The sequence below is a fragment of the Pseudaquabacterium rugosum genome (genome assembly GCF_038066575.1).
In the GTDB taxonomy this organism is placed as follows: domain Bacteria; phylum Pseudomonadota; class Gammaproteobacteria; order Burkholderiales; family Burkholderiaceae_C; genus Pseudaquabacterium; species Pseudaquabacterium rugosum.
The window spans coordinates 151722-174399 of record NZ_JBBUTF010000005.1; the positions used below are offsets into that span (position 1 = coordinate 151722).

At 71.2% G+C, this 22678-nt stretch carries 20 protein-coding genes and 1 other RNA gene; 14 read left to right on the top strand and 7 right to left on the bottom strand.

Annotated elements, in window-relative coordinates; all coding sequences use genetic code 11:
• Positions 1-14 precede the first annotated feature (14 nt).
• The gene (locus AACH11_RS06660) at positions 15-776 is read left to right on the top strand and encodes an enoyl-CoA hydratase (RefSeq protein WP_341373419.1); all 762 of its coding nucleotides are present in this window, start codon (positions 15-17) and stop codon (positions 774-776) included.
• A gap of 50 nt (positions 777-826) precedes the next feature.
• On the opposite strand, the gene AACH11_RS06665 is transcribed toward AACH11_RS06660, so the two are convergent.
• A complete protein-coding gene (locus AACH11_RS06665; protein WP_423228699.1) occupies positions 827-1261 on the bottom strand; it encodes an acyl-CoA thioesterase in 435 nt (144 codons plus the stop codon).
• Between the two features lie 156 nt (positions 1262-1417).
• Here AACH11_RS06665 and AACH11_RS06670 point away from each other — a divergent pair, with 156 nt between their 5' ends.
• Positions 1418-3241 (top strand): ABCB family ABC transporter ATP-binding protein/permease, encoded by a 1824-nt coding sequence (locus AACH11_RS06670; RefSeq protein ID WP_341373420.1) that lies wholly within the window; start codon positions 1418-1420, stop codon positions 3239-3241.
• Between the two features lie 130 nt (positions 3242-3371).
• Here the strand turns inward: AACH11_RS06670 and AACH11_RS06675 are convergent, their stop codons facing one another.
• Positions 3372-4022 carry a PEP-CTERM sorting domain-containing protein gene (locus tag AACH11_RS06675; protein ID WP_341373421.1) on the bottom strand — a complete coding sequence of 217 codons (651 nt, stop codon included), beginning with the start codon at positions 4020-4022 and terminating at the stop codon, positions 3372-3374.
• Between the two features lie 226 nt (positions 4023-4248).
• Between AACH11_RS06675 and AACH11_RS06680 the strand changes: the two genes are divergently transcribed.
• Positions 4249-5160 carry a LysR family transcriptional regulator gene (locus AACH11_RS06680; RefSeq protein ID WP_341373422.1) on the top strand — a complete coding sequence of 304 codons (912 nt, stop codon included), beginning with the start codon at positions 4249-4251 and terminating at the stop codon, positions 5158-5160.
• A gap of 18 nt (positions 5161-5178) precedes the next feature.
• On the opposite strand, the gene AACH11_RS06685 is transcribed toward AACH11_RS06680, so the two are convergent.
• Genes AACH11_RS06685 through AACH11_RS06700 form a run of 4 tightly spaced genes read right to left on the bottom strand, consistent with a single transcriptional unit; the run spans position 5179 to position 9138 of the window.
• A complete protein-coding gene (locus AACH11_RS06685; protein WP_341373423.1) occupies positions 5179-5931 on the bottom strand; it encodes an amino acid ABC transporter ATP-binding protein in 753 nt (250 codons plus the stop codon).
• Positions 5928-7055, bottom strand: a complete 1128-nt coding sequence (locus AACH11_RS06690) for an amino acid ABC transporter permease (RefSeq protein ID WP_341373424.1) — start codon at positions 7053-7055, stop codon at positions 5928-5930. The genes AACH11_RS06685 and AACH11_RS06690 overlap by 4 nt, the downstream gene beginning before the upstream one ends.
• A complete protein-coding gene (locus AACH11_RS06695) occupies positions 7055-8092 on the bottom strand; it encodes an amino acid ABC transporter permease (protein ID WP_423228700.1) in 1038 nt (345 codons plus the stop codon). Before AACH11_RS06695 ends, AACH11_RS06690 begins: the two co-directional genes overlap by 1 nt.
• A 5-nt stretch (positions 8093-8097) precedes the next feature.
• Entirely contained in the window at positions 8098-9138 is a 1041-nt protein-coding gene (locus AACH11_RS06700) for an amino acid ABC transporter substrate-binding protein (protein ID WP_341373425.1), read from the bottom strand.
• A 202-nt stretch (positions 9139-9340) separates the two neighbouring features.
• Here AACH11_RS06700 and pyrC point away from each other — a divergent pair, with 202 nt between their 5' ends.
• On the top strand, positions 9341-10387 hold the full coding sequence (gene pyrC, locus AACH11_RS06705; RefSeq protein WP_341373426.1) for a dihydroorotase: 1047 nt from the start codon (positions 9341-9343) through the stop codon (positions 10385-10387).
• 47 nt (positions 10388-10434) lie between these two features.
• Here the strand turns inward: pyrC and cysK are convergent, their stop codons facing one another.
• Positions 10435-11361, bottom strand: a complete 927-nt coding sequence (cysK, locus tag AACH11_RS06710; protein WP_341373427.1) for a cysteine synthase A — start codon at positions 11359-11361, stop codon at positions 10435-10437.
• A gap of 96 nt (positions 11362-11457) precedes the next feature.
• Between cysK and rnpB the strand changes: the two genes are divergently transcribed.
• The 10 genes from rnpB to mraY all read left to right on the top strand — a co-directional run bounded on the left by rnpB (position 11458) and on the right by mraY (position 22676).
• An RNA gene (rnpB, locus tag AACH11_RS06715) (RNase P RNA component class A) lies at positions 11458-11800 on the top strand.
• 53 nt (positions 11801-11853) lie between these two features.
• Positions 11854-13065, top strand: coding sequence for a multidrug effflux MFS transporter (locus AACH11_RS06720; RefSeq protein WP_341373428.1), 1212 nt, complete (start codon positions 11854-11856; stop codon positions 13063-13065).
• A gap of 155 nt (positions 13066-13220) precedes the next feature.
• Positions 13221-14375 carry a carbonic anhydrase gene (locus tag AACH11_RS06725; RefSeq protein WP_341373429.1) on the top strand — a complete coding sequence of 385 codons (1155 nt, stop codon included), beginning with the start codon at positions 13221-13223 and terminating at the stop codon, positions 14373-14375.
• A 402-nt stretch (positions 14376-14777) separates the two neighbouring features.
• The gene (gene mraZ / locus AACH11_RS06730) at positions 14778-15233 is read left to right on the top strand and encodes a division/cell wall cluster transcriptional repressor MraZ (RefSeq protein WP_341373430.1); all 456 of its coding nucleotides are present in this window, start codon (positions 14778-14780) and stop codon (positions 15231-15233) included.
• A gap of 138 nt (positions 15234-15371) precedes the next feature.
• A complete protein-coding gene (gene rsmH, locus AACH11_RS06735) occupies positions 15372-16283 on the top strand; it encodes a 16S rRNA (cytosine(1402)-N(4))-methyltransferase RsmH (protein ID WP_423228705.1) in 912 nt (303 codons plus the stop codon).
• Complete coding sequence (gene ftsL, locus AACH11_RS06740; RefSeq protein WP_341373432.1) at positions 16280-16603, top strand: cell division protein FtsL; 324 nt, start codon at positions 16280-16282, stop codon at positions 16601-16603. Before rsmH ends, ftsL begins: the two co-directional genes overlap by 4 nt.
• Entirely contained in the window at positions 16600-18387 is a 1788-nt protein-coding gene (locus AACH11_RS06745; protein ID WP_341373433.1) for a peptidoglycan D,D-transpeptidase FtsI family protein, read from the top strand. The genes ftsL and AACH11_RS06745 overlap by 4 nt, the downstream gene beginning before the upstream one ends.
• Positions 18384-20018, top strand: coding sequence for a UDP-N-acetylmuramoyl-L-alanyl-D-glutamate--2,6-diaminopimelate ligase (locus AACH11_RS06750; RefSeq protein WP_341373434.1), 1635 nt, complete (start codon positions 18384-18386; stop codon positions 20016-20018). Before AACH11_RS06745 ends, AACH11_RS06750 begins: the two co-directional genes overlap by 4 nt.
• An 11-nt stretch (positions 20019-20029) precedes the next feature.
• Positions 20030-21496, top strand: coding sequence for a UDP-N-acetylmuramoyl-tripeptide--D-alanyl-D-alanine ligase (locus tag AACH11_RS06755; protein ID WP_341373435.1), 1467 nt, complete (start codon positions 20030-20032; stop codon positions 21494-21496).
• A 1-nt stretch (position 21497) separates the two neighbouring features.
• Positions 21498-22676, top strand: coding sequence for a phospho-N-acetylmuramoyl-pentapeptide-transferase (gene mraY / locus AACH11_RS06760; RefSeq protein ID WP_341373436.1), 1179 nt, complete (start codon positions 21498-21500; stop codon positions 22674-22676).
• Positions 22677-22678 lie beyond the last annotated feature (2 nt).

Below are 22678 nucleotides of genomic sequence, written 5' to 3' on the forward strand. Positions count from 1 at the left end.
AGGAGCCTGACCCCATGACCATCCGCAGCGGCCTGCTCAACGGCGTCGCCACCCTCGAGATCGCGCGCCCCGAGCGCAAGAACGCGCTGACGCTCGACATGTACCAGGCGCTGGCCGATGGCCTGGCCGCGGCCGGTGCCAACCCGGCCGTGCGCGCGGTGCTGATCACCGGACAGCCCGGCATCTTCACCGCGGGCAACGACCTGGAGGACTTCGTCCAGCGCCCGCCCCAGGGCGAGGACGCGCCGGTCTGGCGCTTCATGCGCGCGCTGGCCGACTGCGAGAAGCCGGTGGTGGCCGCCGTCACCGGCGCGGCCATCGGCATCGGCACGACGATGCTGCTGCACTGCGACCTGGTCTATGTCAGCGACGAGGCGCGGCTGGCGCTGCCCTTCGTCGGTCTCGGCCTGGTGCCGGAGTTCGGCGCCAGCCTGCTGCTGCCGCAGCGCATCGGCGCGGTGCGCTCGGCCGAGAAGCTGCTGCTGGGCGATCCCTTCACCGCCCAGGAGGCGGTCGAGCTCGGCCTGTGCAACGCGGTGCTGCCGCCCGACGAGGTGCTGCCGCATGCCCGGCGCATGGCCGAGCGCTTCAACGCGCTGCCGCCGTCGGCCGTGCGCGAGACCAAGCGCCTGCTGCGCGCGCCGCAGCGCGCGACGCTGGACGCGGTGATGGCCGAGGAGAACGCGCTGTTCGCCGCCCGGCTGCGCGGCCCGGAGACGCAGGAGGCGATCCGCGCCTTCTTCGAGAAGCGCAAGCCGGACTTCTCGCGCTTCTGAGCCCCCCGGGCCGGGCCGCGGGTCGCGGGTGCCGGCCCGACCGCGGGCGCTCAGTCCAGCGGCACCGGCCGCGGCTTGCCCCGGGCATCGATGGCGACATAGGTCAGGCTGGCCTCGGTCACCTTGACCAGCTTCGGGTCGGCCGGATCGCGCTCGACCCAGACCTCGACATGGATCGTGATCGAGGTCGTGCCCACGCGCTCGACCCGCGCGTAGAAGCTCACCAGGTCGCCGACGTAGACCGGCTGCTTGAACACGAACTGGTTGACCGCCACCGTGGCGATGCGCCCGCGCGCCACGCGTGCCGGCAGCACCGCGCCGGCCAGATCGACCTGGGCCATCAGCCAGCCGCCGAACACGTCGCCGTTGCCGTTCAGATCGGCCGGCATCGGCATCACCCGCATCACCAGCTCGCTGCCCGGCGGCAGTTCGGGCACGGCGGCCGTCGCACGGGGGTAGGAGGGCGGCGACGGTGGGACGCTCATCATGCGGATCCTGGGCTGTGTGGTGTACTCGACCGCTTCGATTGTCTCCGACCGACCTGGACCGCCGCTGGACGGCCACGGATCGCCTTGTCGCATCCCGGCAGGGCGGCGTGGCGGCAGCGGATCGCCGGTGTCCGCGTCGACGCTGCCGCCGCCATGCGCCGATCCTCCGCTTCCCTGACCCCGTCCGAGCCCCGCCGGGCCGACGAACGCCGCGACAACGACTGGGCCGTGCTGCGGCAGTTGCTGCCCTATCTGTGGCAGTGGCGCGGTCGGGTGGCCATCGCGCTGGCCTGCCTGGTGGCGGCCAAGCTGGCCAATGTCGGGGTGCCGGTGCTGCTCAAGCACATCGTCGACGCGCTCGACCTGAAGGCGGGCGATCCGCGCTCGGTGCTGGTGGTGCCGGCCGGGCTGCTGCTGGCCTACGGCCTGCTGCGCCTGTCGACGACCGTCTTCACCGAGCTGCGCGAGCTGCTGTTCGCCAAGGTCGCCTACGGCACGTCCAAGCAGATCGCGCTGCAGGTCTTCGAGCACCTGCACGCGCTGTCGCTGCGCTTCCACCTGGAGCGCCAGACCGGCGGCCTGAGCCGCGACCTGGAGCGCGGCACGCGGGCGCTGCAGTCGCTGGTCTCGTACTCGCTCTACACCATCGTGCCGACGCTGGTCGAGGTCACGCTGGTGCTGGGTTACCTCGGCCTGCGCTTCGACATGGGCTATGTGTGGATCACGCTCGGTGCGCTGGCGGTCTACATCGTCTTCACGGTCACCGTCACCGAGTGGCGCACGCGCTACCGGCGCGAGATGAACGAGCTGGAGAACCGCGCCCACACCCATGCCATCGACGCGCTGCTGAACTACGAGACCGTCAAGTACTTCAACAACGAGGCCTTCGAGGCCCGCCGCTACGAGCAGGGGCTGGAGGCCTTCCGCCGCGCCCAGGTCAAGTCGCAGGGCACGCTGTCGCTGCTCAACGCCGGCCAGCAGCTGATCATCGCGGCCAGCCTGGTGGCCATGCTGTGGCGGGCGACCTCGGGCGTGGTCGATGGCCGCATGACGCTGGGCGATCTGGTGATGGTCAACGCCTTCATGATCCAGCTCTACATCCCGCTGAACTTCCTCGGCGTGCTCTACCGCGAGATCAAGCAGAGCCTGGTCGACCTCGACCGCATGTTCACGCTGCTGGGCCGCGAGCGTGAGGTGGCCGACGCGCCCGACGCGTCGTCGCTGCAGGTGGCCGGCGGCACGGTGCGCTTCGAGGACGTGCATTTCGCCTACGAGCGCGGCGAGCAGCACCGCCCCATCCTGCAGGGCGTCAGCTTCGAGATCCCGGCCGGCAAGACGGTGGCCGTGGTCGGTCCGTCCGGCGCCGGCAAGAGCACGCTGGCACGGCTGCTCTACCGCTTCTATGACGTGGCCGGTGGCCGCATCACGATCGACGGCCAGGACATCCGCGCGGTGCGCCAGGACAGCCTGCGCCGTGCCATCGGCATCGTGCCGCAGGACACGGTGCTGTTCAACGACACCGTGGGCTACAACATCGCCTACGGCCGGCCCGGCGCCGATGCGGTGGACGTCGAGCGTGCGGCCCGGGCCGCCCATATCCATGATTTCATCGCCGCGTCGCCCAAGGGCTATGAAACCGTGGTCGGTGAGCGCGGTCTCAAACTGTCCGGAGGCGAGAAACAGCGGGTGGCGATCGCGCGTACGCTGCTGAAGAATCCCCCGGTGCTGATATTCGACGAGGCGACGTCGGCACTGGATTCCGCCAATGAACGGGCCATCCAGGCTGAATTGCGCGCGGCGGCGCAGGGGCGCACCGCGCTGGTCATCGCCCACCGCCTGTCCACGGTGGTCGATGCGCACGAGATCGTCGTGCTGGAGGCCGGCCGGGTGGTCGAGCGCGGTACCCATGCCGCGCTGCTGGTGGCCGATGGCCGCTATGCGCGCATGTGGCGCTTGCAGCAGGCGGGGCAGGCGTGACCGGCACCTGATCCCTGGCCCCGGAATGACGAAGGGCCGCGATGACGCGGCCCTTGCGGTCGTTTTCTGCCCTCGGCGTGCCACACCCCCGGAGGTGTGGCCGATGGGCAGGCCCTTCGGGCGGTCGGGATCAGGCCTGACGACGGCGGCTGACGCCGATGCCGGCCAGGGCTGCCAGCGCCAGCGCGAAGCTGGCCGGCTCGGGGACGGAGCCGCCGCCGTTATTGCCGCCACCGCCGGTGTTGCTGAGCGTCAACGCCAGATTGTCCAGACCGACGAAGGCGTTGCTGCCGAAGCTGATCGAGGTGATGGTGCCGATGGTGGTCGCGGCAGTGACCGCCAGATAGTCGTTGATCCAACTGTCAGCACCACCTCGTGCGAAGCTGATCGTTTGACTACCCGTCGTGCCAAACACGCTGCCTTGCAGCGAGTTGCCTTGCTGACCGATCAGGTCAAGGGTCAACAGATCGAAAGTGAATCCCGGCAGGACTTCAATCGAGTAGTCGAGACCGACCAAGAACACCGAGTTGTCGGGTGATGCGGCCAAACCGACAGCGTTGCCCAGCGTCGAGCTGAACGCGTACAGCACCAGCGGACTGCTGCTGTTCGACACGAATCGCACGCCCTGCGATACGAATTCGGTACCGGTCAGCGCATAACCGGCCGAGCTGGTGATGCTCGACGCGACGCTGTTGAAATCGATGGTTGCTGCGTGGGAGGCTGCCGGGACCAGGCCGGCGGCCAGCGCGGAAGCCAACATCAGACGTTGGAAGAGTGCCATGACTTGAGCCTTGTTCTTGACCCGGACTGCTCGGTGGGCCAGGTAGATGGGTTGTAGGCGACTGTATCGAGCCCCGGAGGCAACGCCCAGATTATCAGGCCCTTTGTTCGAGGGGGGAAGGGCGTGGTCACGGGGGTGAGTGGGTCCTGACGTGCTATGGCGTCACGGGTTTGCCCCCTTGGCCGTCCGGCGGGTCGCGGGGCATGCCCGCCGTACACTGCGCGCGGTGGAAACCAAATGGCTCGAGGATTTCGTCAGCCTGGCCGAGACGCGCAGCTTCTCGCGCTCGGCCCAGCTGCGCCATGTGACCCAGCCGGCCTTCTCGCGCCGGATCCAGGCGCTCGAGGCCTGGGCGGGCACCGATCTGGTCGACCGCTCGTCCTACCCGACGCGGTTGACACCGGCCGGCGAGACGCTGCATGCCCAGGCGCTCGAGATCCTGGTCGCGCTGCAGTCGGCGCGCAACCTGATGCGGTCGCACCGTGCCAGCGGCCAGGACGTCATCGAGTTCGCGATCCCGCACACGCTGGCCTTCACCTTCTTCCCGCACTGGCTGATGGAGTTGCGTGGCCGCTTCGGCGCCGTCAAGACGCGGCTGAACGCGTCCAACGTCCACGATGCGGTGCTGCGGCTGACCGACGGCGGCTGTGATCTGCTGATCGCCTACCACCACGCGTCGCAGCCGCTGCAGCTCAGCCCCGAGCGCTACGAGATGCTGTCGCTCGGCCACGAGACGCTGGCCGCCTATGCCAAGGCCGATGCCGAGGGCCGGCCGCTGTTCCGCCTGCAGCCGGGCGGGCCGCCGGTGCCGATGCTGGCCTATGCCGGCGGTGCCTACATGGGCCAGATGGTCGAGCAGATCATCCGCCAGATGCCGGTGCCGCCGGTGCTCGAGACCCTCTACGAGACCGACATGGCCGAGGGACTGAAGGCGATGGCCGTCGAGGGCCACGGTCTCGCCTTCCTGCCGTCGAGCCTGGCACGCAAGGACCTGCAGGCGCGGCGCCTGGTGCCGGCCGCCCCGCCCGGCGTCGGTGAGCTGACGATGGAAGTGCGCCTGTACCGCGAGCGGCGCGAGGTCGCCCGCCACGTCAAGCCCGCGGCCCAGGCGCTGTGGGATTTCCTGAAGGCGGGCTGAGCCGGGCGCTGGCGCGCCTCAATGCCCGAGGATGCGCGACAGGAAATCCGCCGCCCGTGCCGTGCGCGGCGCGCCGAAGAAGGTGGCCGGATCGGCCTGCTCGACGATCTGGCCCTGGTCCATGAAGACCACCCGGTCGGCCACCGCACGGGCGAAGCCCATCTCGTGCGTCACGCACAGCATGGTCATGCCCTGGCCAGCGAGTTCCTCCATCACCTGCAGCACCTCCTGGATCATCTCCGGGTCGAGGGCCGAGGTCGGCTCGTCGAACAGCATGACGCGCGGGCGCAGGCACAGCGCGCGGGCGATGGCCACCCGCTGCTGCTGGCCGCCCGACAGCTGCAGCGGGTACTTGGCGGCGTGTTCGGCGATGCGCACGCGCTGCAGCTGGGCGAGGGCCCGTTCCTCGGCCTGCGCCCGGCTCAGGCCGCCGACGGTCGACGGCGCCAGCGTCAGGTTCTCCAGCACCGTCAGGTGGGGGAACAGGTTGAACTGCTGGAACACCATGCCGACCTCGCGCCGCACGCGGGCGACGGCCTGCGGATCGTCGTCGTCCAGCCGTGTGCCGTTGACGGTCAGCCGGCCCTCCTGATGGCGCTCGAGCGCGTTGATGCAGCGGATCAGTGTGCTCTTGCCCGAGCCCGACGGGCCGCAGATCACGACCCGCTCGCCGGCGGCGACGTCCAGGTCGATGTCGCGCAGCACGTGGGCCGCGCCGTACCACTTGTTGACGCGCTCGAAACGGATGACGGGGTCTGCGGCGGGTGTCATGCGGCGGGATCGGTGGTCGGGGCGGTCCGCTGCAGCCGGCGCTCGACCCAGGCGCCGTAGCGGCTGGCGGCGGTGCAGCCGGCGAAGTAGATCGCGGCGATGAACAGATAGGCCTCGATCTTGAACGGGCGCCACAGGCTGTCGCTGTTGAGCGCCAGGCTCATCGCGCCGGTCAGCTCGTAGAGGCTGACGATGGTGACCAGCGAGGTGTCCTTGAACAGCGCGATCACGTGGTTGACCAGGCCCGGCACCACGGCGGCCAGCGCCTGCGGCAGCACGATGCGCAGCTGGGTCCGCCAGACGCCCAGGCCGAGCGCGGCGGCCGCCTCGATCTGGCCGCGCGGCACCGCCTGGAGTCCGCCGCGGATCACCTCGGCGACATAGGCCGCGGCGAACAGCGTCATCCCGGCCAGCACCCGCAGCAGCACGTCGATCTGCAGCCCCGCCGGCATGAACAGCGGAAACAGGAAGCTGGCCATGAACAGCACGCTGACCAGCGGCACCCCGCGCACCAGCTCGACATAGGTCGCGCACAGCGCCCGCACCAGCGGCAGGGCGCTGCGCCGGCCGAGCGCCACGGCCAGCGCCAGCGGGAAGGCGCTGGCCACCGACAGCACCGTCAGCAGCAGCGTCAGCGGCAGGCCGCCCCAGCGGTCGGTCTCGACCAGGGGCAGACCGAAGGCGCCGCCGCGCATCAGCAGCGCGCCCGCGCCCAGGCCGAGCAGCCAGGCCAGCGGCAGCCAGGCCCGCCAGCAGGCGCGCAGCCCGCTCAGGCCCAGCAGGCCGATCAGCACGGCCGTGGCGGCCGCCGCCCGCCACTGCTGGTCGAACGGATAGCGGCCGAACAGGATCAGCCGCCCCTTCTCGGCGATCACGCCCCAGCAGGCGCCGACGCCGTGCGCGGCCTGGCAGGCGTCGGCATCGGGCCGCCAGACGGCCTCGGCCACGCCCCAGCGCCACAGGCCCGGCGCGGCCCACGCCGCCAGGGCCAGCAGCGCCAGCGTGGCCAGCGTGCTGGCGGTCGAGCTGAAGCAGGCCGCGCGCAGGCGGGGCCAGAGGTCGCGCCGCACCGGCGGTGGCGGGCGCGGCGGCCGCAGGGCGTCAGGGCGCGGGGCGTCGGCCATCAGCGCTCGCGGATCGCCGCCCGCCGGTTCCAGACCTGCATCAGCGCGGCTGTGCCCAGCGAGGTGCACAGATAGACCGCCATGATCAGTGCGATGCATTCGACGGCGCGGCCGGTCTGGTTGATCGAGGTGTTGGCGATCGACACCACGTCCGGGTAGCCGATGGCCACCGCCAGCGAGGAGTTCTTGGTCAGGTTCAGGTACTGGTTGCCCAGCGGCGGGATGATCACCCGCAGCGCCTGCGGCAGCACCACGCGGCGCAGCAGCAGACCGCGGCCCAGGCCGAGGGCCAGCGCTGCCTCGGTCTGCCCGCGCGGCACCGCGGCGATGCCGCCGCGCACGATCTCGGCGACGAAGGCCGAGGTGTAGGCCACCAGGCCGGCCAGCAGCGCCAGGTATTCCGGCGTCAGCGACATGCCGCCCTCGACCGCGAACGGCCCCGGCCGCGGCAGGTCCCAGACCAGCCGGCCGCTCTCCCACAGCGGGGCCGGCAGCGCCAGCCCGCCCTTGCTGAGGAAGACGTGGCCGAAGGCCGACAGCGGCGCGTCCGGATCCGGCAGCCACTCGGTCAGCAGCAGGTAGCCGATCAGCAGCTGCAGCAGCACCGGCACGTTGCGCAGCACCTCGACCCAGGCGCCGCACAGGCCGCGCAGCAGCGCGTTCGGCGAGCGTCGGCCGATGCCCACCAGCGTGCCGATGAGCGTGCACAGCACGATGCCCGGCAGTGCGACGCGCAGCGTGTTGGCGATGCCGACGGCGAAGGCGCGGGCATAGCTGTCGAGCGCGTCGTAGGGGATCGGCGTCTCGCCGATGTCGAAGCCGGCGGCGTCGCCCAGGAAGTCGAAGCCGCTGCGGATGCCGCGCGCGCGCATGTTGTCCAGCGTCTGCAGGGCCAGCCAGGCCAGCGCCCCGGCCACCATCGCCAGCAGCAGGGCCTGGACCAGCCCGCCGCGCCAACGCCGGCGCCGCCCGCGGCCGTCCGCGGCCGCGCCGCGGGGCGGCGGGCGGGCGGGGATGCCGGCCTCGGGCGCGGCCATCGGGCTCAGCGCACCGGCGGTGCGTACTGCAGGCCGCCCTTGCTCCACAGGTTGTTGAGCCCGCGCGGCAGCTTCAGCGGCGTGTTCGGGCCGACGTTGCGCTCGAAGACCTCGCCGTAGTTGCCGACGGCCTTGATCGCGCGCACCGCCCATTCCTTGTCCAGGCCCAGCAGCTTGCCGGTGTCCTCGGTGGCGCCGGTGATGCGGCCGATGGCCGGGTCGTCGGTGCGGGTCTTCTGCTGGTCGATGTTGCCCTGGGTCAGGCCGTACTCCTCGGCCTCGACGAGGGCGAACAGCACCCACTTGGCGATGGCGAAGAACTCGTCGTCACCGCGGCGCACGACCGGGCCCAGCGGCTCCTTGCTGATCAGGTCGGCCAGGATCACGTGCTCGGCCGGGTCCTTGGCCTCCTTGTTGCGGATCGAGGCCAGGCCCGAGGCGTCGGTCGTGTAGGCCTGGCAGCGGCCGCTGAAGTAGGCGCCGTTGACGGCCTCCAGCTTCTCGAAGACCACCGGCTTGATCGCCAGCTTGTGCGTGCGCGCGAAGTCGGTCAGGTTCTTCTCGGTCGTGGTGCCCGACTGCACGCAGACGGTGGCACCCTTGAGCTGCCTGGCGCTCTTGATGCGGGTCTTGGCCGGCACCATGAAGCCCTGGCCGTCGTAGTAGGTGACGCCGACGAAGTTCAGGCCGAGCGAGGCATCGCGCGTCAGCGTCCAGGTGGTGTTGCGCGACAGCACGTCGATCTCGCCCGACTGCAGCGCGGTGAAGCGCTGCTGCGCGTTCAGCGGCACGTACTTGATCTTGCCGGCATCGCCCAGCAGCGAGGCGGCCAGCGCCTTGCAGTAGTCGACGTCCAGGCCGCTCCAGTTGCCCTGGCTGTCGGCGGCGGCGAAGCCGGCCAGGCCGGTGTTGACGCCGCACACCAGCTGTCCGCGGGCCTTGATCGCGTCCAGCGTCTTGCCGGCCTGGGCGGGCAGGGCGCAGGCGGCCAGCACCGCGGCGGTGCACAGGCCGGCCAGCAGGCGGGGGGTGGTCGGTCGATTCATCGGGATCAGGCTCCAGGCGCGGGACGGTTCAGGGGCGGCGGGCCCCGGCGTCGGGGCGGGCGCAGTGTATGCAGGCAAGAAGCGTGCGCGTGCACGGACAAGCCCGGGGGCGCTGCGCCGTGGTGGGACAATCCGCGCCGCCGCGGCGGCCGCCACCGCGCTGCCCGGCCCTTCTTCGCCGACCTTCGCCCCGAGATTCCCGATGGACACGCTCACGATCACCCGCCCTGACGACTGGCACCTGCACCTGCGCGACGGCGCCGCCCTGGCCGCCGTGCTGCCGGCCACCGCGCGCCAGTTCGGCCGCGCCATCGTGATGCCCAATCTGCGCCCGCCGGTGACCACCGCCGCGGCCGCCGTCGCCTACCGCGAACGCATCCTGGCCGCCCTGCCGAAGGACGGCCCCGGCGCGGACTTCCAGCCGCTGATGGCGCTGTACCTGACCGACAACACCGCGCCCGACGAGATCCGTCGCGCCAAGGATGCGGGTGTCGTCGCGCTCAAGCTCTACCCGGCCGGCGCCACCACCAACAGCGATGCCGGCGTGACCGACATCCGCAAGACCTACGCCACGCTGGAGGCGATGCAGCGCGAGGGCCTGCTGCTGCTGGTGCACGGTGAGGTGACCGATCCGGCGGTCGATCTGTTCGACCGCGAGGCCGTCTTCATCGACCGCGTGATGCAGCCGCTGCGCCAGGACTTCCCCGAGCTGAAGGTGGTGTTCGAGCACATCACGACGAAGGAGGCCGCGCAGTACGTGGCCGCGGCCGGCGCCCACACCGCGGCCACGCTGACCGCCCATCACCTGCTCTACAACCGCAACGCGATCTTCCAGGGCGGGCTGCGGCCGCACTACTACTGCCTGCCGGTGCTCAAGCGCGAGACCCACCGCCTGGCGCTGGTCGAGGCGGCCACCTCGGGCTCGGACCGCTTCTTCCTCGGCACCGACTCGGCGCCGCACGCCTCGGTGATGAAGGAGGCCAGCGTCTGCGGTGCCGGCTGCTACACCGCGCTGTCGGCGCTCGAGCTCTATGCCGAGGCCTTCGAGGCCGCCGGTGCGCTGGACAAGCTGGAGGCCTTCGCCAGCTTCCACGGCCCGGACTTCTACGGCCTGCCGCGCAACACCGGCACCGTCACGCTGCGCCGTGAGGCCTGGGCCCTGCCCGAGGCCGTGCCCTTCGGCGATGCGCAGCTCAAGCCACTGCGCGGCGGCGAGACGCTGGCCTGGCGCCAGGTCGATCCGGCCTGATCCCGCCGCAGGCACCGGGCACGGCGTGAACCGTGCCCGTCGTCCGCTCAGGTCGGCAGGAAGCCCTCGATCGACAGGTAGCGCTCGCCGGTGTCGTAGTTGAAGCCCAGCACGCGGGCGCCGGCCGGCAGCTCGGGCAGCTTCTGCGCGATGGCCGCCAGCGTGGCGCCGCTGGAGATGCCCACCAGCAGGCCTTCCTCACGGGCGCAGCGGCGTGCCATCTCGCGCGCCGGCTCGGCATCGACCTGGATCACGCCGTCGAGCAGACCCGTCTTCAGGTTGGCCGGGATGAAGCCCGCGCCGATGCCCTGGATCGGGTGCGGCGCCGGGCTGCCGCCGGAGATCACCGGGCTGGCCGCCGGCTCCACCGCATAGACCTTGAGCTGCGGCCACTTCGCCTTGAGCACCTGGGCGCAGCCGCTGAGGTGGCCGCCGGTGCCCACGCCGGTGATCAGCGCGTCCAGGCCCTCGGGGAAGTCGGCGAGGATCTCCTCGGCCGTGGTGCGCACGTGCACCGCGATGTTGGCCGGGTTCTCGAACTGCTGCGGCATCCAGGCGCCGGGCGTGGCGGCCACCAGTTCCTTGGCGCGCTCGATGGCGCCCTTCATGCCCTTCTCGCGCGGCGTCAGGTCGAAGCTGGCGCCGTAGGCCAGCATCAGGCGGCGACGCTCGATGCTCATGCTCTCGGGCATCACCAGCACCAGCTTGTAGCCCTTGACCGCGGCGACCATCGCCAGGCCGATGCCGGTGTTGCCGCTGGTCGGCTCGATGATGGTGCCGCCGGGCTGCAGCGCGCCGGAGGTCTCGGCCTCCTCGACCATGGCCAGCGCGATGCGGTCCTTGATCGAGCCGCCGGGGTTGCTGCGCTCGCTCTTGACCCAGACCTCGGCGCCGGGGCCGACGCCGGCGAACAGACGTTGGATGCGGATGTGCGGCGTGCGGCCGATGGTGGCCAGGACGTTGTCGGCTTTCATGAGGGGCTCCGGAAGGGGCGTCGGGGAAGCGGGCCGGAAGGCCCGGGGCGGGGTGCGCGCAGGCCATGTCCGCCCATGCGGCGATAATAGGCCCGTGAAGCACGCCAGACCGCCGCTGGGGCGATCACCGAAAGGTGGCCCTGGAGGAAGGTCCGGACTGCACAGGGCAGCGCAGGAGTTAACGACTCTCCACCGCGAGGTGAGGATCAGAGCAACAGAGACGAGTCGTCCGCCGGGCAACCGGCGGGCGGGTGAAACGGGCAATCTCTGCGTGCAGCAACACCAAGTAGGCCAGCGTTGACGTGACCCGCGGAGCTGGCGGGTAGGTGGCACCGAGCCGGGTGGGCGACCCCCGGCCCAGATGAATGGCGGTCACGGCCATCGGCGGCGCAAGCTGCCGGCGGCCGCACAGAATCCGGCCTATCGGCGCGCTTCACACTATCTTTTCCCGCGGTGGCCGGCGGCCGCCGGCCGCCCACACTGCGGCGCTTCATGCAAGCTGATGCACCGGCGCTCTGGCGCCATCCCCGCTGGGCCCTGGCCGCGCTGCTGGCCGGTCTGGCGACGATCGGGCCGTTCTCGATCGACACCTACATCCCGGCCTTCGCCGGCATCGGCCAGGCGCTGGGGGCCAGCCCGGCGCAGATGCAGCAGACGCTGTCGGCCTATCTGTTCGGCTTCGCGCTGATGAACCTGTTCCACGGCGCCTTGTCGGACGCCTGGGGCCGGCGGCCGGTGGTGCTGGCCGGGCTGGCGGTGTTCACGCTGGCCTCGGCCGGTTGCGCGCTGGCCGACAGCATCGGCATGCTGGTGGCCTGCCGGGCGCTGCAGGGCATGTCGGCCGGCGCCGGGGTGGTGATCTCGCGCGCGATCATCCGCGACCTGTGTCCGGCCGACGAGGCCCAGCGCCTGATGTCGCAGGTCACGATCTATTTCGGCGTCGCGCCGGCCATCGCGCCGGTGGTCGGTGGCTGGCTGTTCGTCGGTTTCGGCTGGCGGGCGGTGTTCGGCTTCCTGGTGCTGGTCGGCCTGCTGCTGCTGGCGGCCAATGCGCGCTGGCTGCCCGAGAGCCTGCCGCCGGCCCAGCGCCAGCCCTTCGCGCCGCGGCCGCTGATGGCCGGCTACCGGCAGCTGCTGGTCCATCCGCGCTTTCTGCCGCTGGTGCTGGCCAGCGGGGTGCCGTTCAACGGCATGTTCCTCTACGTGCTGTCGGCGCCGGCCTGGCTGGGCGAGCACCTGGGCCTGGCGCCGACGCAGTTCTTCTGGTTCTTCCTGACCACCATCAGCGGCATCATGGCCGGCAGCTGGACCAGCGGCCGCCTGGCCGGACGGCTGCCGCGCGACCGCCAGGCCTCGCTGGGCTTCGTCGTGATGGGCACGATGGCGGTGGCCAATCTCGTGCTCAACCTCGCCTGGCCGCAGGCACCGGCCTGGGCCGCCATCGCGCCGGTGGCCGCCTATGCGTATGGCTGGGCGCTGACGATGCCGGTGGTCACGCTGATGGTGATCGATCTGGTGCCCACGCGGCGGGGCATGGCGTCGTCGCTGCAGTCGTGCGTGGGCAGCGCGGCCAACGGCGTGGTGGCCGGCGTCTTGGCGCCGCTGGTCATGCATTCGATCCAGGCGCTGGCCTGGACGGCGCTGGGGCTGCTGGGCATCGGCCTGCTGGCCTGGGTCCTGTTGCGGCGTCTCGTGGCGCGCTGAGGGCCCGAGTCGGGCCGCGGGATCGGCATCGGGCGCCCGCATCGGGCTCAAGCGGCCGCACCGGCGGGCCGATATCTGCGGACAGGTGCTGCGAGACCCATCGGCGGGGTCGGCGCGGCCGACCGTTCCCGTCCGCCGTCCGTGAGGCCCGAGCCATGTCCGTCCCTGTCGCGATGCTGTGTCGATCCGCCCCCGGCCGTGTGCTCGGTGTCTGCTTGACGCTGGCGCTGCTGTCGCTCTGGCCGCTGGCCGCGCGGGCGGCCGACGGCCATGCGGCGGAGGCCGCGACCAAACCCGCCAAGGCCGTCCAGCCGCCACCGTTGCATGCCACGGTCAAGGGCGAGGCCCCGGCCGTGGCCGCGGCACCGGCCGCGCGTGGCGGGGGCGCCGATCCGATGGACCAGCTGCGCGAGCGGCTGGCGCAGAAGCTCGGTGCGACCAAGGCGCCCGAGGCGCCGTCGCCCTATGTCGTGCGCGTCACCACCAAGGCCACGGGCGACGCCCACGATGACGGCCATGGTGCGGCCGCACCCGCGCCGGCGCCGCGCAAGGTGGCCCGGCCGGCGGCACCGCGGCCGCCCGTGAAGGCGGCCGCCAAGACCGATGGCCACGGGCCGGCCGCAGCCGGGGGGCACGCGGCCCACTGGAGCTATGGCGCCGATGGCGGGCCCGAGCAGTGGGGGCGGCTGCGGCCCGAGTTCTCGTTGTGCGGCAGCGGCCAGCGCCAGAGCCCGATCGACATCCGTGGCGGCATCAAGGTCGATCTCGAACCGATCGCCATCGACTACCAGTCCAGCGCCTTCCGCGTCGTCGACAACGGCCACACGGTGCAGGTCAACGTCGCCGGCGGCAACGCGATCGAGGTCCAGGGCCGGCGCTACGACCTGCTGCAGTTCCACTTCCACCGGCCGTCGGAGGAGCGCATCGACGGCCGCCAGTTCGACATGGTCGCGCATCTGGTGCACAAGGATCCGGAAGGCCGGCTGGCGGTGATCGCCGTGCTGCTGGACCGGGGCAGCGCCCATCCGCTGGTGCAGACGGTCTGGAACAACCTGCCGCTGGAGAAGTCGAGCGAGGTCGCCGCCGCCGGTGCGATCGACCTGAACCAGCTGCTGCCGGCCGACCGCCGCTACTACACCTACATGGGCAGCCTGACCACGCCGCCGTGCAGCGAAGGCGTGCTGTGGCTGGTCATGCAGCAGCCGGTGACGATCTCCAAGGAGCAGATCGCCATCTTCAGCCGCCTCTATCCGATGAACGCGCGGCCTGTCCAGCAGGCCTCGGGGCGTCTGATCAAGCAGAACCCCTGACGCGCGCCCGCCCGGCGGACCCATGAGGTCCGCATGGGTCCGCCGGCTCTCCTCGCGCCGCCCCACCGCATCGCCGGTCGGGCGGCTTTTCGTCGTCCGTGCGGGTCGCGCCGGGGCCTCGGGCCGCGCTACACCTGGTGACGCTTGCCACACTCTGTTGATCGTTGCTGTAGGGAGTGCTGGATGGGTGGATCCACCGTCTGGTGGATGTCCTGCGGCGGCGGTCCGTCCGGGTGCTCAGTCCCCGCTTTCAAAAAATGACGCAAGTTGTTCTTCTGTAAGGCCATTTTCCTCGGGGTGGTCCTGATGGTGGCTTTGTAAGTAGTTGATTTGATTGAATTTTCCAAGCTGCTCCGGGCCGTCACCCCCTACAAGTTGGGGTAAAGTGTCATTTCGTGGGAAATGGTGGGGCTCAGTGTGTCGGGCAGCGTGTTTCAGGGGACGTCGGCGTTGACGCTGGACGGGAAAGGACGGATCACCGTTCCTGCCCGCCATCGTGATGTCCTGTCCACGCTGAGCGCGGGCCAGCTGACGCTGACCAAGCACACCGCCGGCTGCCTGCTGGTGTTCCCGCGCGGCGCCTGGGAGCAGTTCCGCGACAAGCTGATGGGTCTGCCGATGCAGGCCGATGGCTGGCGCCGCATCTTCCTGGGCAGTGCGGTCGACGTCGATGTCGACTCGGCTGCCCGCGTGCTGGTGCCGCCCGAGCTGCGCGCCTGGGCCGGTCTCGACCGGGATGTGCTGTTGATGGGCATGGGCCAGCGCCTGGAGCTCTGGGATGCCGGCCGCTACGCGCAGCACGAGGCTGCCGTCATGGGCAGCGAGATGCCCGACGCGATCAAGGACTTCGTGTTCTGAGGCCGCCCGATGCCGCGCCGCACTCCCGCCCCCACCGTCGCAGCCGCGACGCCCGCCGCCGCCTGTCCGGTGGCTCCTGATTCTGTGCGTGACGCCTTGACCGCTTCCGTTCCTGCCGCCAGCGGCCACATCACGGTGATGCTCGACGAGGCCGTCGACGGCGTGTTCACGCGCGCGGACGGCACCTATGTCGACGGGACCTTCGGCCGTGGCGGCCACAGCCGTGCGCTGCTGGCCCGGCTCGGCCCCCAGGGTCGCTTGATCGCCTTCGACAAGGATCCGCAGGCGATCGCCGCCGGCCAGGCACTGGCTGCGCAGGATGCCCGTTTCTCCATCGTCCATGACGGCTTCGCCACCCTGGCGCCGTCCCTTGCCGCGCGCGGCGTGACGGCCATCGACGGGCTGCTGCTCGATCTGGGCGTCAGCTCGCCGCAGATCGACCAGCCCGAGCGCGGCTTCAGCTTCCGCCATGACGCGCCGCTGGACATGCGCATGGACACCACCCGTGGCGAGACCGCCGCGGACTTCCTGGCCCGTGCCGACGAGCGCCAGATCGCGGAGGTGATACGTGATTACGGCGAAGAGCGGTTTGCTGTTCAGATTGCAAAGGCGATTGTTGCTGGCCGCCTCGCCGGACAGCCGATCGAGCGCACCTCGCAGCTGGCCCGGCTCGTGGCTGGTACGGTGCGCACCCGCGAGCCGGGGCAGGACCCGGCCACGCGCACGTTTCAGGCTCTTCGGATTCACGTCAACGCCGAACTCGAGGAGCTGGAACAGGCCCTGAGCGCGGGACTCGATCTGCTGGCGCACGGTGGCCGCCTGTCGGTGATCAGCTTCCATTCGCTGGAAGACCGCATCGTCAAGCAGTTCATCGCCGCCCACAGCCGGGAGGTGGTCGACCGCCGCATGCCCAGCCACCTGCTGCCACCGGCGCAGCTCAAGCTGCGGGCGCTCGGCCGCCAGAAGCCGTCGGCCGCCGAGGTGTCGGCCAATCCGCGTTCGCGTTCGGCGATGCTGCGCGTGGCCGAGCGCACGGAGGCGTCGGCATGACGCGTCTGAACGCCGTGCTGCTGCTGGCGGTGATGCTCAGCGCGATGGCGCTGGTGCGCACCGCCTACGAGGAGCGCCGCCTGTTCGCCGAGCTCTACCGCGCCCAGACCCAGCACCGTCAGCTGGGCCTGGAGCAGGCCCGGCTCGAAGCCGAGCGCCAGGTCCAGGCCACCAGCGTGCAGGTCGACCGCACCGCGCGCCAGAAGCTGCAGATGCGGCCGATGACCCCGGCCGTGATGATGTTCGAGGACGGCGCGCCGGCCAGTGCGCCGATGCCGGCTTCGGCGCCGCAGATCCGTCGTCAGGAGTCGGCCCGATGAACGACCGTCGCCAGGCCCGTGCCGCCGGCAGCGTGCGCGGCGTCAACTACGCGCAGAGCCCGCTGCTGGCCTCGCCCACGCCGGCGTGGCGCAGCCGCTTCGTCGTCGCGCTCGTCGGCCTGGGCTTTGTCGGTCTGCTCGGCCGGGCGGCCTGGATCCAGGTCGTGCGGCCGGACTTCTTCCAGCAGGAAGGCGCCAAGCGCATCGAGGCCCGGCTGGAGAGTCCGGCCACGCGTGGCCGCATCCTCGACCGCAGTGGCGTCATGCTCGCCACCAGCGTCCAGGTGCCGAGCATCTGGGCCAATCCCAAGGATCTGCGCGCCACGCCGCAACAGCTGCGCCAGCTCGCGCGCCTGCTGGGCCTGGACGCCCAGGAGCTCGGCGAACGCCTGGGCAACCGCAAGATCGGCTTCACCTGGCTGCGCCGCCATGTCGAGCCCGAGCTGTGGGACCAGGTCAAGGCGCTCGGCATCAAGGGCATCTACCAGACGGCCGAGTACCGCCGCCGTTATCCCGAAGGGCGTGCCGCGGCGCACGTGGTCGGCTTCACCAACCTCGATGACGAGGGGCAGGAAGGGGTCGAGCGCGCGTTCCAGAACGCGCTCGAAGGCCGTACCGGCCGCTACAAGGTGGTGCGCGACCGGCTCGGCCGCGTCATCGACGACGTGGGCGTGGGCGTCGACACCGTCGATGGCCAGGACGTGCAGCTGTCGATCGATGCCAAGGTGCAGTACATCGCCTTCGAGCGCGTGCGCGAGGCCGTCGAGCAGCACAAGGCCAAGGCGGGCAGCGCGGTGGTGCTGGATGCGCAGTCCGGCGAGATCCTGGCGCTGGCCAACTGGCCCAGCTACGACCCTGCCGACCGCAGCCGCCTGTCCGGCGAGCAGCTGCGCAACCGCGCGCTGACCGACACCTTCGAGCCGGGTTCGACCGTCAAGCCGCTGATCATGGCCTGGGCGCTGGAGACCCGTCGCGTCAAGCCCGAGCAGGTGATCGTCACCCGCCCGGGCAGCCTGGTGGTGGGGGGCTTCGCGATCCGCGACGCCCATGGCCACGACAGCCTGACCGCCCGTGAAGTGATCCAGAAGAGCTCGAATGTCGGGATCGCCCGTGTGGCGATGGGCATGCCGCCCCAGGAGATGTGGGAGCTCTACAGCTCGCTGGGCTATGGCCAGCGGCCGCAGATGGAGTTCCCCGGCGTGGCCGGCGGTCGGCTGCGGCCGTTCAAGAGCTGGCGTCCGATCGAGCAGGCCACCATGTCCTACGGTTATGGACTGTCGGCATCGCTGCTGCAGATGGCGCGCTCCTACACCGCCATCGCACGAGACGGCGAGATCATTCCCATCACCATGCTCAAGCGCTCCGAGCCGGTGACCGGCACGCGCGTGTTCTCGCCCGCCACCGCGCAGGAGGTGCGGCACATGCTGCAGATGGCCGCCGGGCCCGGCGGCACCGGCACGAAGGCGCAGACCATCGGTTATTCCGTCGGCGGCAAGAGCGGTACCGCCCACAAGCAGATGGGCCACCAGTACGCGTCGAACAAGTACCGGTCGTGGTTCGTCGGCATGGCGCCGATCGAGCGGCCGCGGGTCATCGTCGCGGTGATGGTCGACGAACCGAGCGCCGGTGTCTATTTCGGTGGCGAGGTCGCCGCGCCGGTGTTCAGCACCATCGTGCAGCAGACGCTGCGGATGATGAACGTGCCGCCGGATCTGGACGTGCGCAGCCAGCTGGTGGCGCGTGCCGCGCCGCAGCCGGTCGCCGCCGAGGAGACGGTGCAATGACCGATCGCACCGCCGACGCCATCGCCCCCGTGGACCCCCGTGGCTCGCCACGTCTGGCCGATCTGGACGCCGCGCTGGCGTGGCTGCGCGCGCGCCTGGGTGTGGCCGCCGATGCGGTCGTGCCCGCCGGCGCGACGACCGGCCGGCTGGTCATCGACAGCCGCCAGCTGCGCGCCGGGGATGCCTTCATCGCCTGGCCGGGCGCGGCCACCGATGGTCGCCGCTATGTCGCCGATGCGCTGGCCGCCGGCGCGGCGGCCTGCCTGGTCGAGGCCGAGGGCGCCGAGGCCTGGGCTTTCGACGATCCGCGCGTGGCCCTGCTGTCCGGGCTCAAGCCGCTGTGTGGCCCGCTGGCCGCGCGCTGGCAGGGCGAGCCCGCCATCGCGCTCGACGTGGTGGCCATCACCGGCACCAACGGCAAGAGCAGCAGCGCCTGGTGGCTGGCTCAGGTGCTGGGCCTGCTGCAGCGCCCCTGCGAGGTGGTGGGCACGCTGGGCATCGGCCGCCCGCCGCTGGCCGGCCGCCCCGGCACCATCGACCCGACCGGCCTGACCACGCCCGATCCGGTGCGCCTGCACGCGGGCTTCGCCCGCATGCGCGACGAGGGCGTTCGCGCCTGCGCGATCGAGGCTTCGTCGATCGGTCTGGCCGAGGCCCGCATGGCCGGCATGCCGGTGCGCGTGGCCGTCTTCACCAACTTCACCCGCGACCACCTCGACTATCACGTGGACATGGCGGCCTACTGGGCTGCCAAGCGGGCCCTGTTCGACTGGCCGGGCCTGCAGGCCGCGGTGGTCAATACCGACGATGCTCAGGGGCTCGCGCTGGCGCGCGAACTGGCGCAGCGGCCGGATCTGGCGCTGTGGACCGTGGGCCTGGGCCCTGCGCCGCTGCAGGCGGTGGCCGGTGGTGCGCGGCTGGCGCATCTGGGCGCGCAGGAGGTCGGCTATGTCGATGGCGGTCTGGCCTTCACGCTCGATGACGGCGTGCAGCGGCGGCCGGTGCGCAGCACGCTGATCGGCGACTACAACGTGCACAACCTGCTCGGCGTGCTGGGCGCGGTCGCCGCGCTCGGTCTCCCGCTGGCGCAGGCCGTGGCCGCCGTGCCCGGCCTCAGCCCGGTGCCGGGTCGCATGCAGCGCGTCGAGCCGCCGGCCGGCACGACGGCCCTGCTGCCCGAGGTCGTCGTCGACTATGCCCACACGCCCGATGCGCTGGACAAGGCCCTCGGTGCGCTGCGGCCGCTGGCGGCGGCCCGAGGCGGCCGGCTGCACGCCGTCTTCGGCTGCGGTGGCAACCGCGACGCCACCAAGCGTCCGCTGATGGCCGCCATCGCCGAGCGGCTGGCCGATGCCGTCGTGCTGACCAGCGACAACCCGCGACATGAGGATCCGCTGACCATCCTGGCGCAGATCCGCGCCGGCCTGGTGCACCCCGGGGACGTGACCGTCGAGCCTGACCGCGCGGCCGCCATCGCGGCTGTCGTGGCTGCCGCCGACGGCCGTGACGTGATCCTGATCGCGGGCAAGGGCCACGAGGACTACCAGGAGATCGCCGGTCAGCGTCAGCCTTTCGATGATGCCCGCCACGCCCTGTCCGCGCTGCAGCGACGCGCCGGGGCCGACCGATGAGCCGTACCGAGATGTCCGACCTTCCTGTCCTGATGACGCTGGCCGATGCCGCCGCGCTGATCCCCGGTGCCCGCCTGGTCGGCGACGGGCGCACGCCCTTCGTGCGCGTGCACACCGACACGCGCAGCCTGGCCGCGGGTGATCTGTTCGTGGCCCTGCGCGGCGAGCGCTTCGACGCCCATGACTTCCTGCCGCAGGCCGGTGCTGCCGGTGCGGTCGCGCTGCTGGCCGAGCGCGGTGTGGCCGAGGCCGGTCTGCCCGGGTTGGAGGTGGCCGACAGCCTGGCCGCGCTGCAGGCGCTGGCCGCCGGCTGGCGCGCCCGGTTCAGCGATCTGCCGCTGATCGCGGTGGCCGGCAGCAACGGCAAGACCACGGTGACGCAGATGCTGGCCTCGGTGCTGCGGGCCTGGGTCGGCGAGCCGGCCGCGCTGGCCACCGCCGGCAACTACAACAACCACATCGGCGTGCCGCTGACGCTGCTGCGCCTGCGGCCGCAGCACCGCGCCGCGGTGGTCGAGCTGGGCATGAACCACCCGGGCGAGATCGCGCGGCTGGCCGCCATGGCCGCGCCCACCGTGGCCCTGGTCAACAACGCCCAGCGCGAGCACCAGGAGTTCATGGCCAGCGTCGAGGCCGTCGCACGCGAGAACGGCCAGGTGCTGGCCGCGCTGCCGACCACCGGCACGGCGGTCTGGCCGGCCGAGGATGTCGACCACGCACCGCTGTGGCGTGCCCTGGCCGGCGAGCGTCGCGCCTGGCGCTTCGCCCTCGTCGACGATGCGCACGCGCTGGCGAGCACCGAGGCCGAGGTCTGCGGCTGCGGCGTCTGGCAGACGGGGGCCGCATCCGGCTGGCGGCTGCACCTGCGCAGCCCGGCCGGCCGGGCCGAACTGCTGCTGCAGGCCCCCGGTGCCCACAACCTGCGCAACGCGCTGTGCGTGACCGCGGCCGCGCTGGCCGCCGGTGCGCCGCTGCAGGCCGTGGTCGACGGCCTGCAGGCCTTCCGTCCGGTCAACGGCCGCTCACAGCTGAAGGCACTCGCCTGGCGCGGTCGTGACCTGACCCTGGTCGACGACAGCTACAACGCCAACCCCGATTCCGTGCGTGCGGCCATCGACCTGCTGGCCGGCCTGCCCGGTCCGCAGGCGCTGCTGCTGGGCGACATGGGCGAGGTCGGTGACCAGGGGCCGGCCTTCCATGCCGAGGTCGGTGCCTATGCGCGCGAGCGCGGCATCGCCACGCTGTGGTGTGCCGGCACGCTGGCGGCCGAGACGGCCCGGGCCTATGGCCCGACCGCCGTGCACGCCGCCGATGCGACGGCCCTGCTGGCCGTCTGTGAGAACCGGGCCGATGGGCTGCTCGATGGCAGCGCCTCGTTGTTGGTGAAAGGATCGCGCTTCATGCGCATGGAACGTCTGGTGCAGGCCCTGCAGGCCCGTGCCGCTGCCGTGGCCCCTGCGAGCGCGGAGAAGGCCTGAGATGCTGCTGTCGCTGTCGCAATGGTTGCTCGCGCATCAGCCCGAATGGGGTTTTCTGCGCGTCTTCCAGTACCTGACCTTCCGCGCCGTGATGGCCGCGATGACGGCGCTGCTGATCGGCCTGGGCTTCGGCCCGCGGGTCATCCGCCGGCTCACCGAGCTCAAGATCGGCCAGCCGATCCGCGAGTACGGCGTGCAGTCCCACCTCCAGAAGCGCGGGACGCCGACCATGGGCGGCGTGCTGATCCTGATCGGCATCGGCGTCTCGACGCTGCTGTGGTTCGACTGGGCCAACCGCTTCGTCTGGGTCGTCATGCTGGTGACCTTCGGCTTCGGCGCCATCGGCTGGGTCGATGACTGGCGCAAGGTCGTCCACAAGGACCCCGAGGGCATGCCCTCGCGCGAGAAGTACTTCTGGCAGAGCCTGATCGGGCTGGTGGCCGCGCTCTATCTGGCCTTCTCGGTCAGCGAGACGACCAATGTGAGGGTGCTGGAGCTGTTCATCAGCTGGGTGCGCAGCGGCTTCTCGTCCGATCTGCCGCCCAAGGCCGACCTGATGCTGCCGTTCTTCAAGTCGGTCAGCTATCCGCTGGGCGTCTTCGGCTTCATCGCGATGAGCTACTTCGTCATCGTCGGTGCCAGCAATGCGGTGAACTTCACCGACGGCCTGGACGGCCTGGCGATCATGCCGGTGGTGCTGGTCGGCGGTGCGCTGGGCATCTTCGCCTACGTGGTCGGCAACGCGGTGTATGCGCGTTATCTGCTGTTCCCCTACATCCCGGGGGCCGGCGAGCTGCTGGTGTTCTGCGGCGCGATGGCCGGCGCCGGCCTGGCCTTCCTGTGGTTCAACGCCCATCCGGCCCAGGTCTTCATGGGCGACGTCGGCGCGCTCGCGCTCGGTGGTGCGCTCGGCACCATCGCCGTCATCACGCGCCAGGAGATCGTGCTGGGCATCATGGGCGGCGTCTTCGTCGCCGAGGTGCTGTCGGTGATGATCCAGGTCACCTGGTTCAAGTACACGAAGAAGAAGTACGGCGAGGGCCGGCGCATCTTCAAGATGTCGCCGCTGCACCACCACTTCGAGAAGAGCGGCTGGAACGAGACCCAGGTCGTCATCCGCTTCTGGATCGTCACCATGCTGCTGTGCATGGTCGGTCTGGCCAGCCTGAAGCTGCGCTGAGC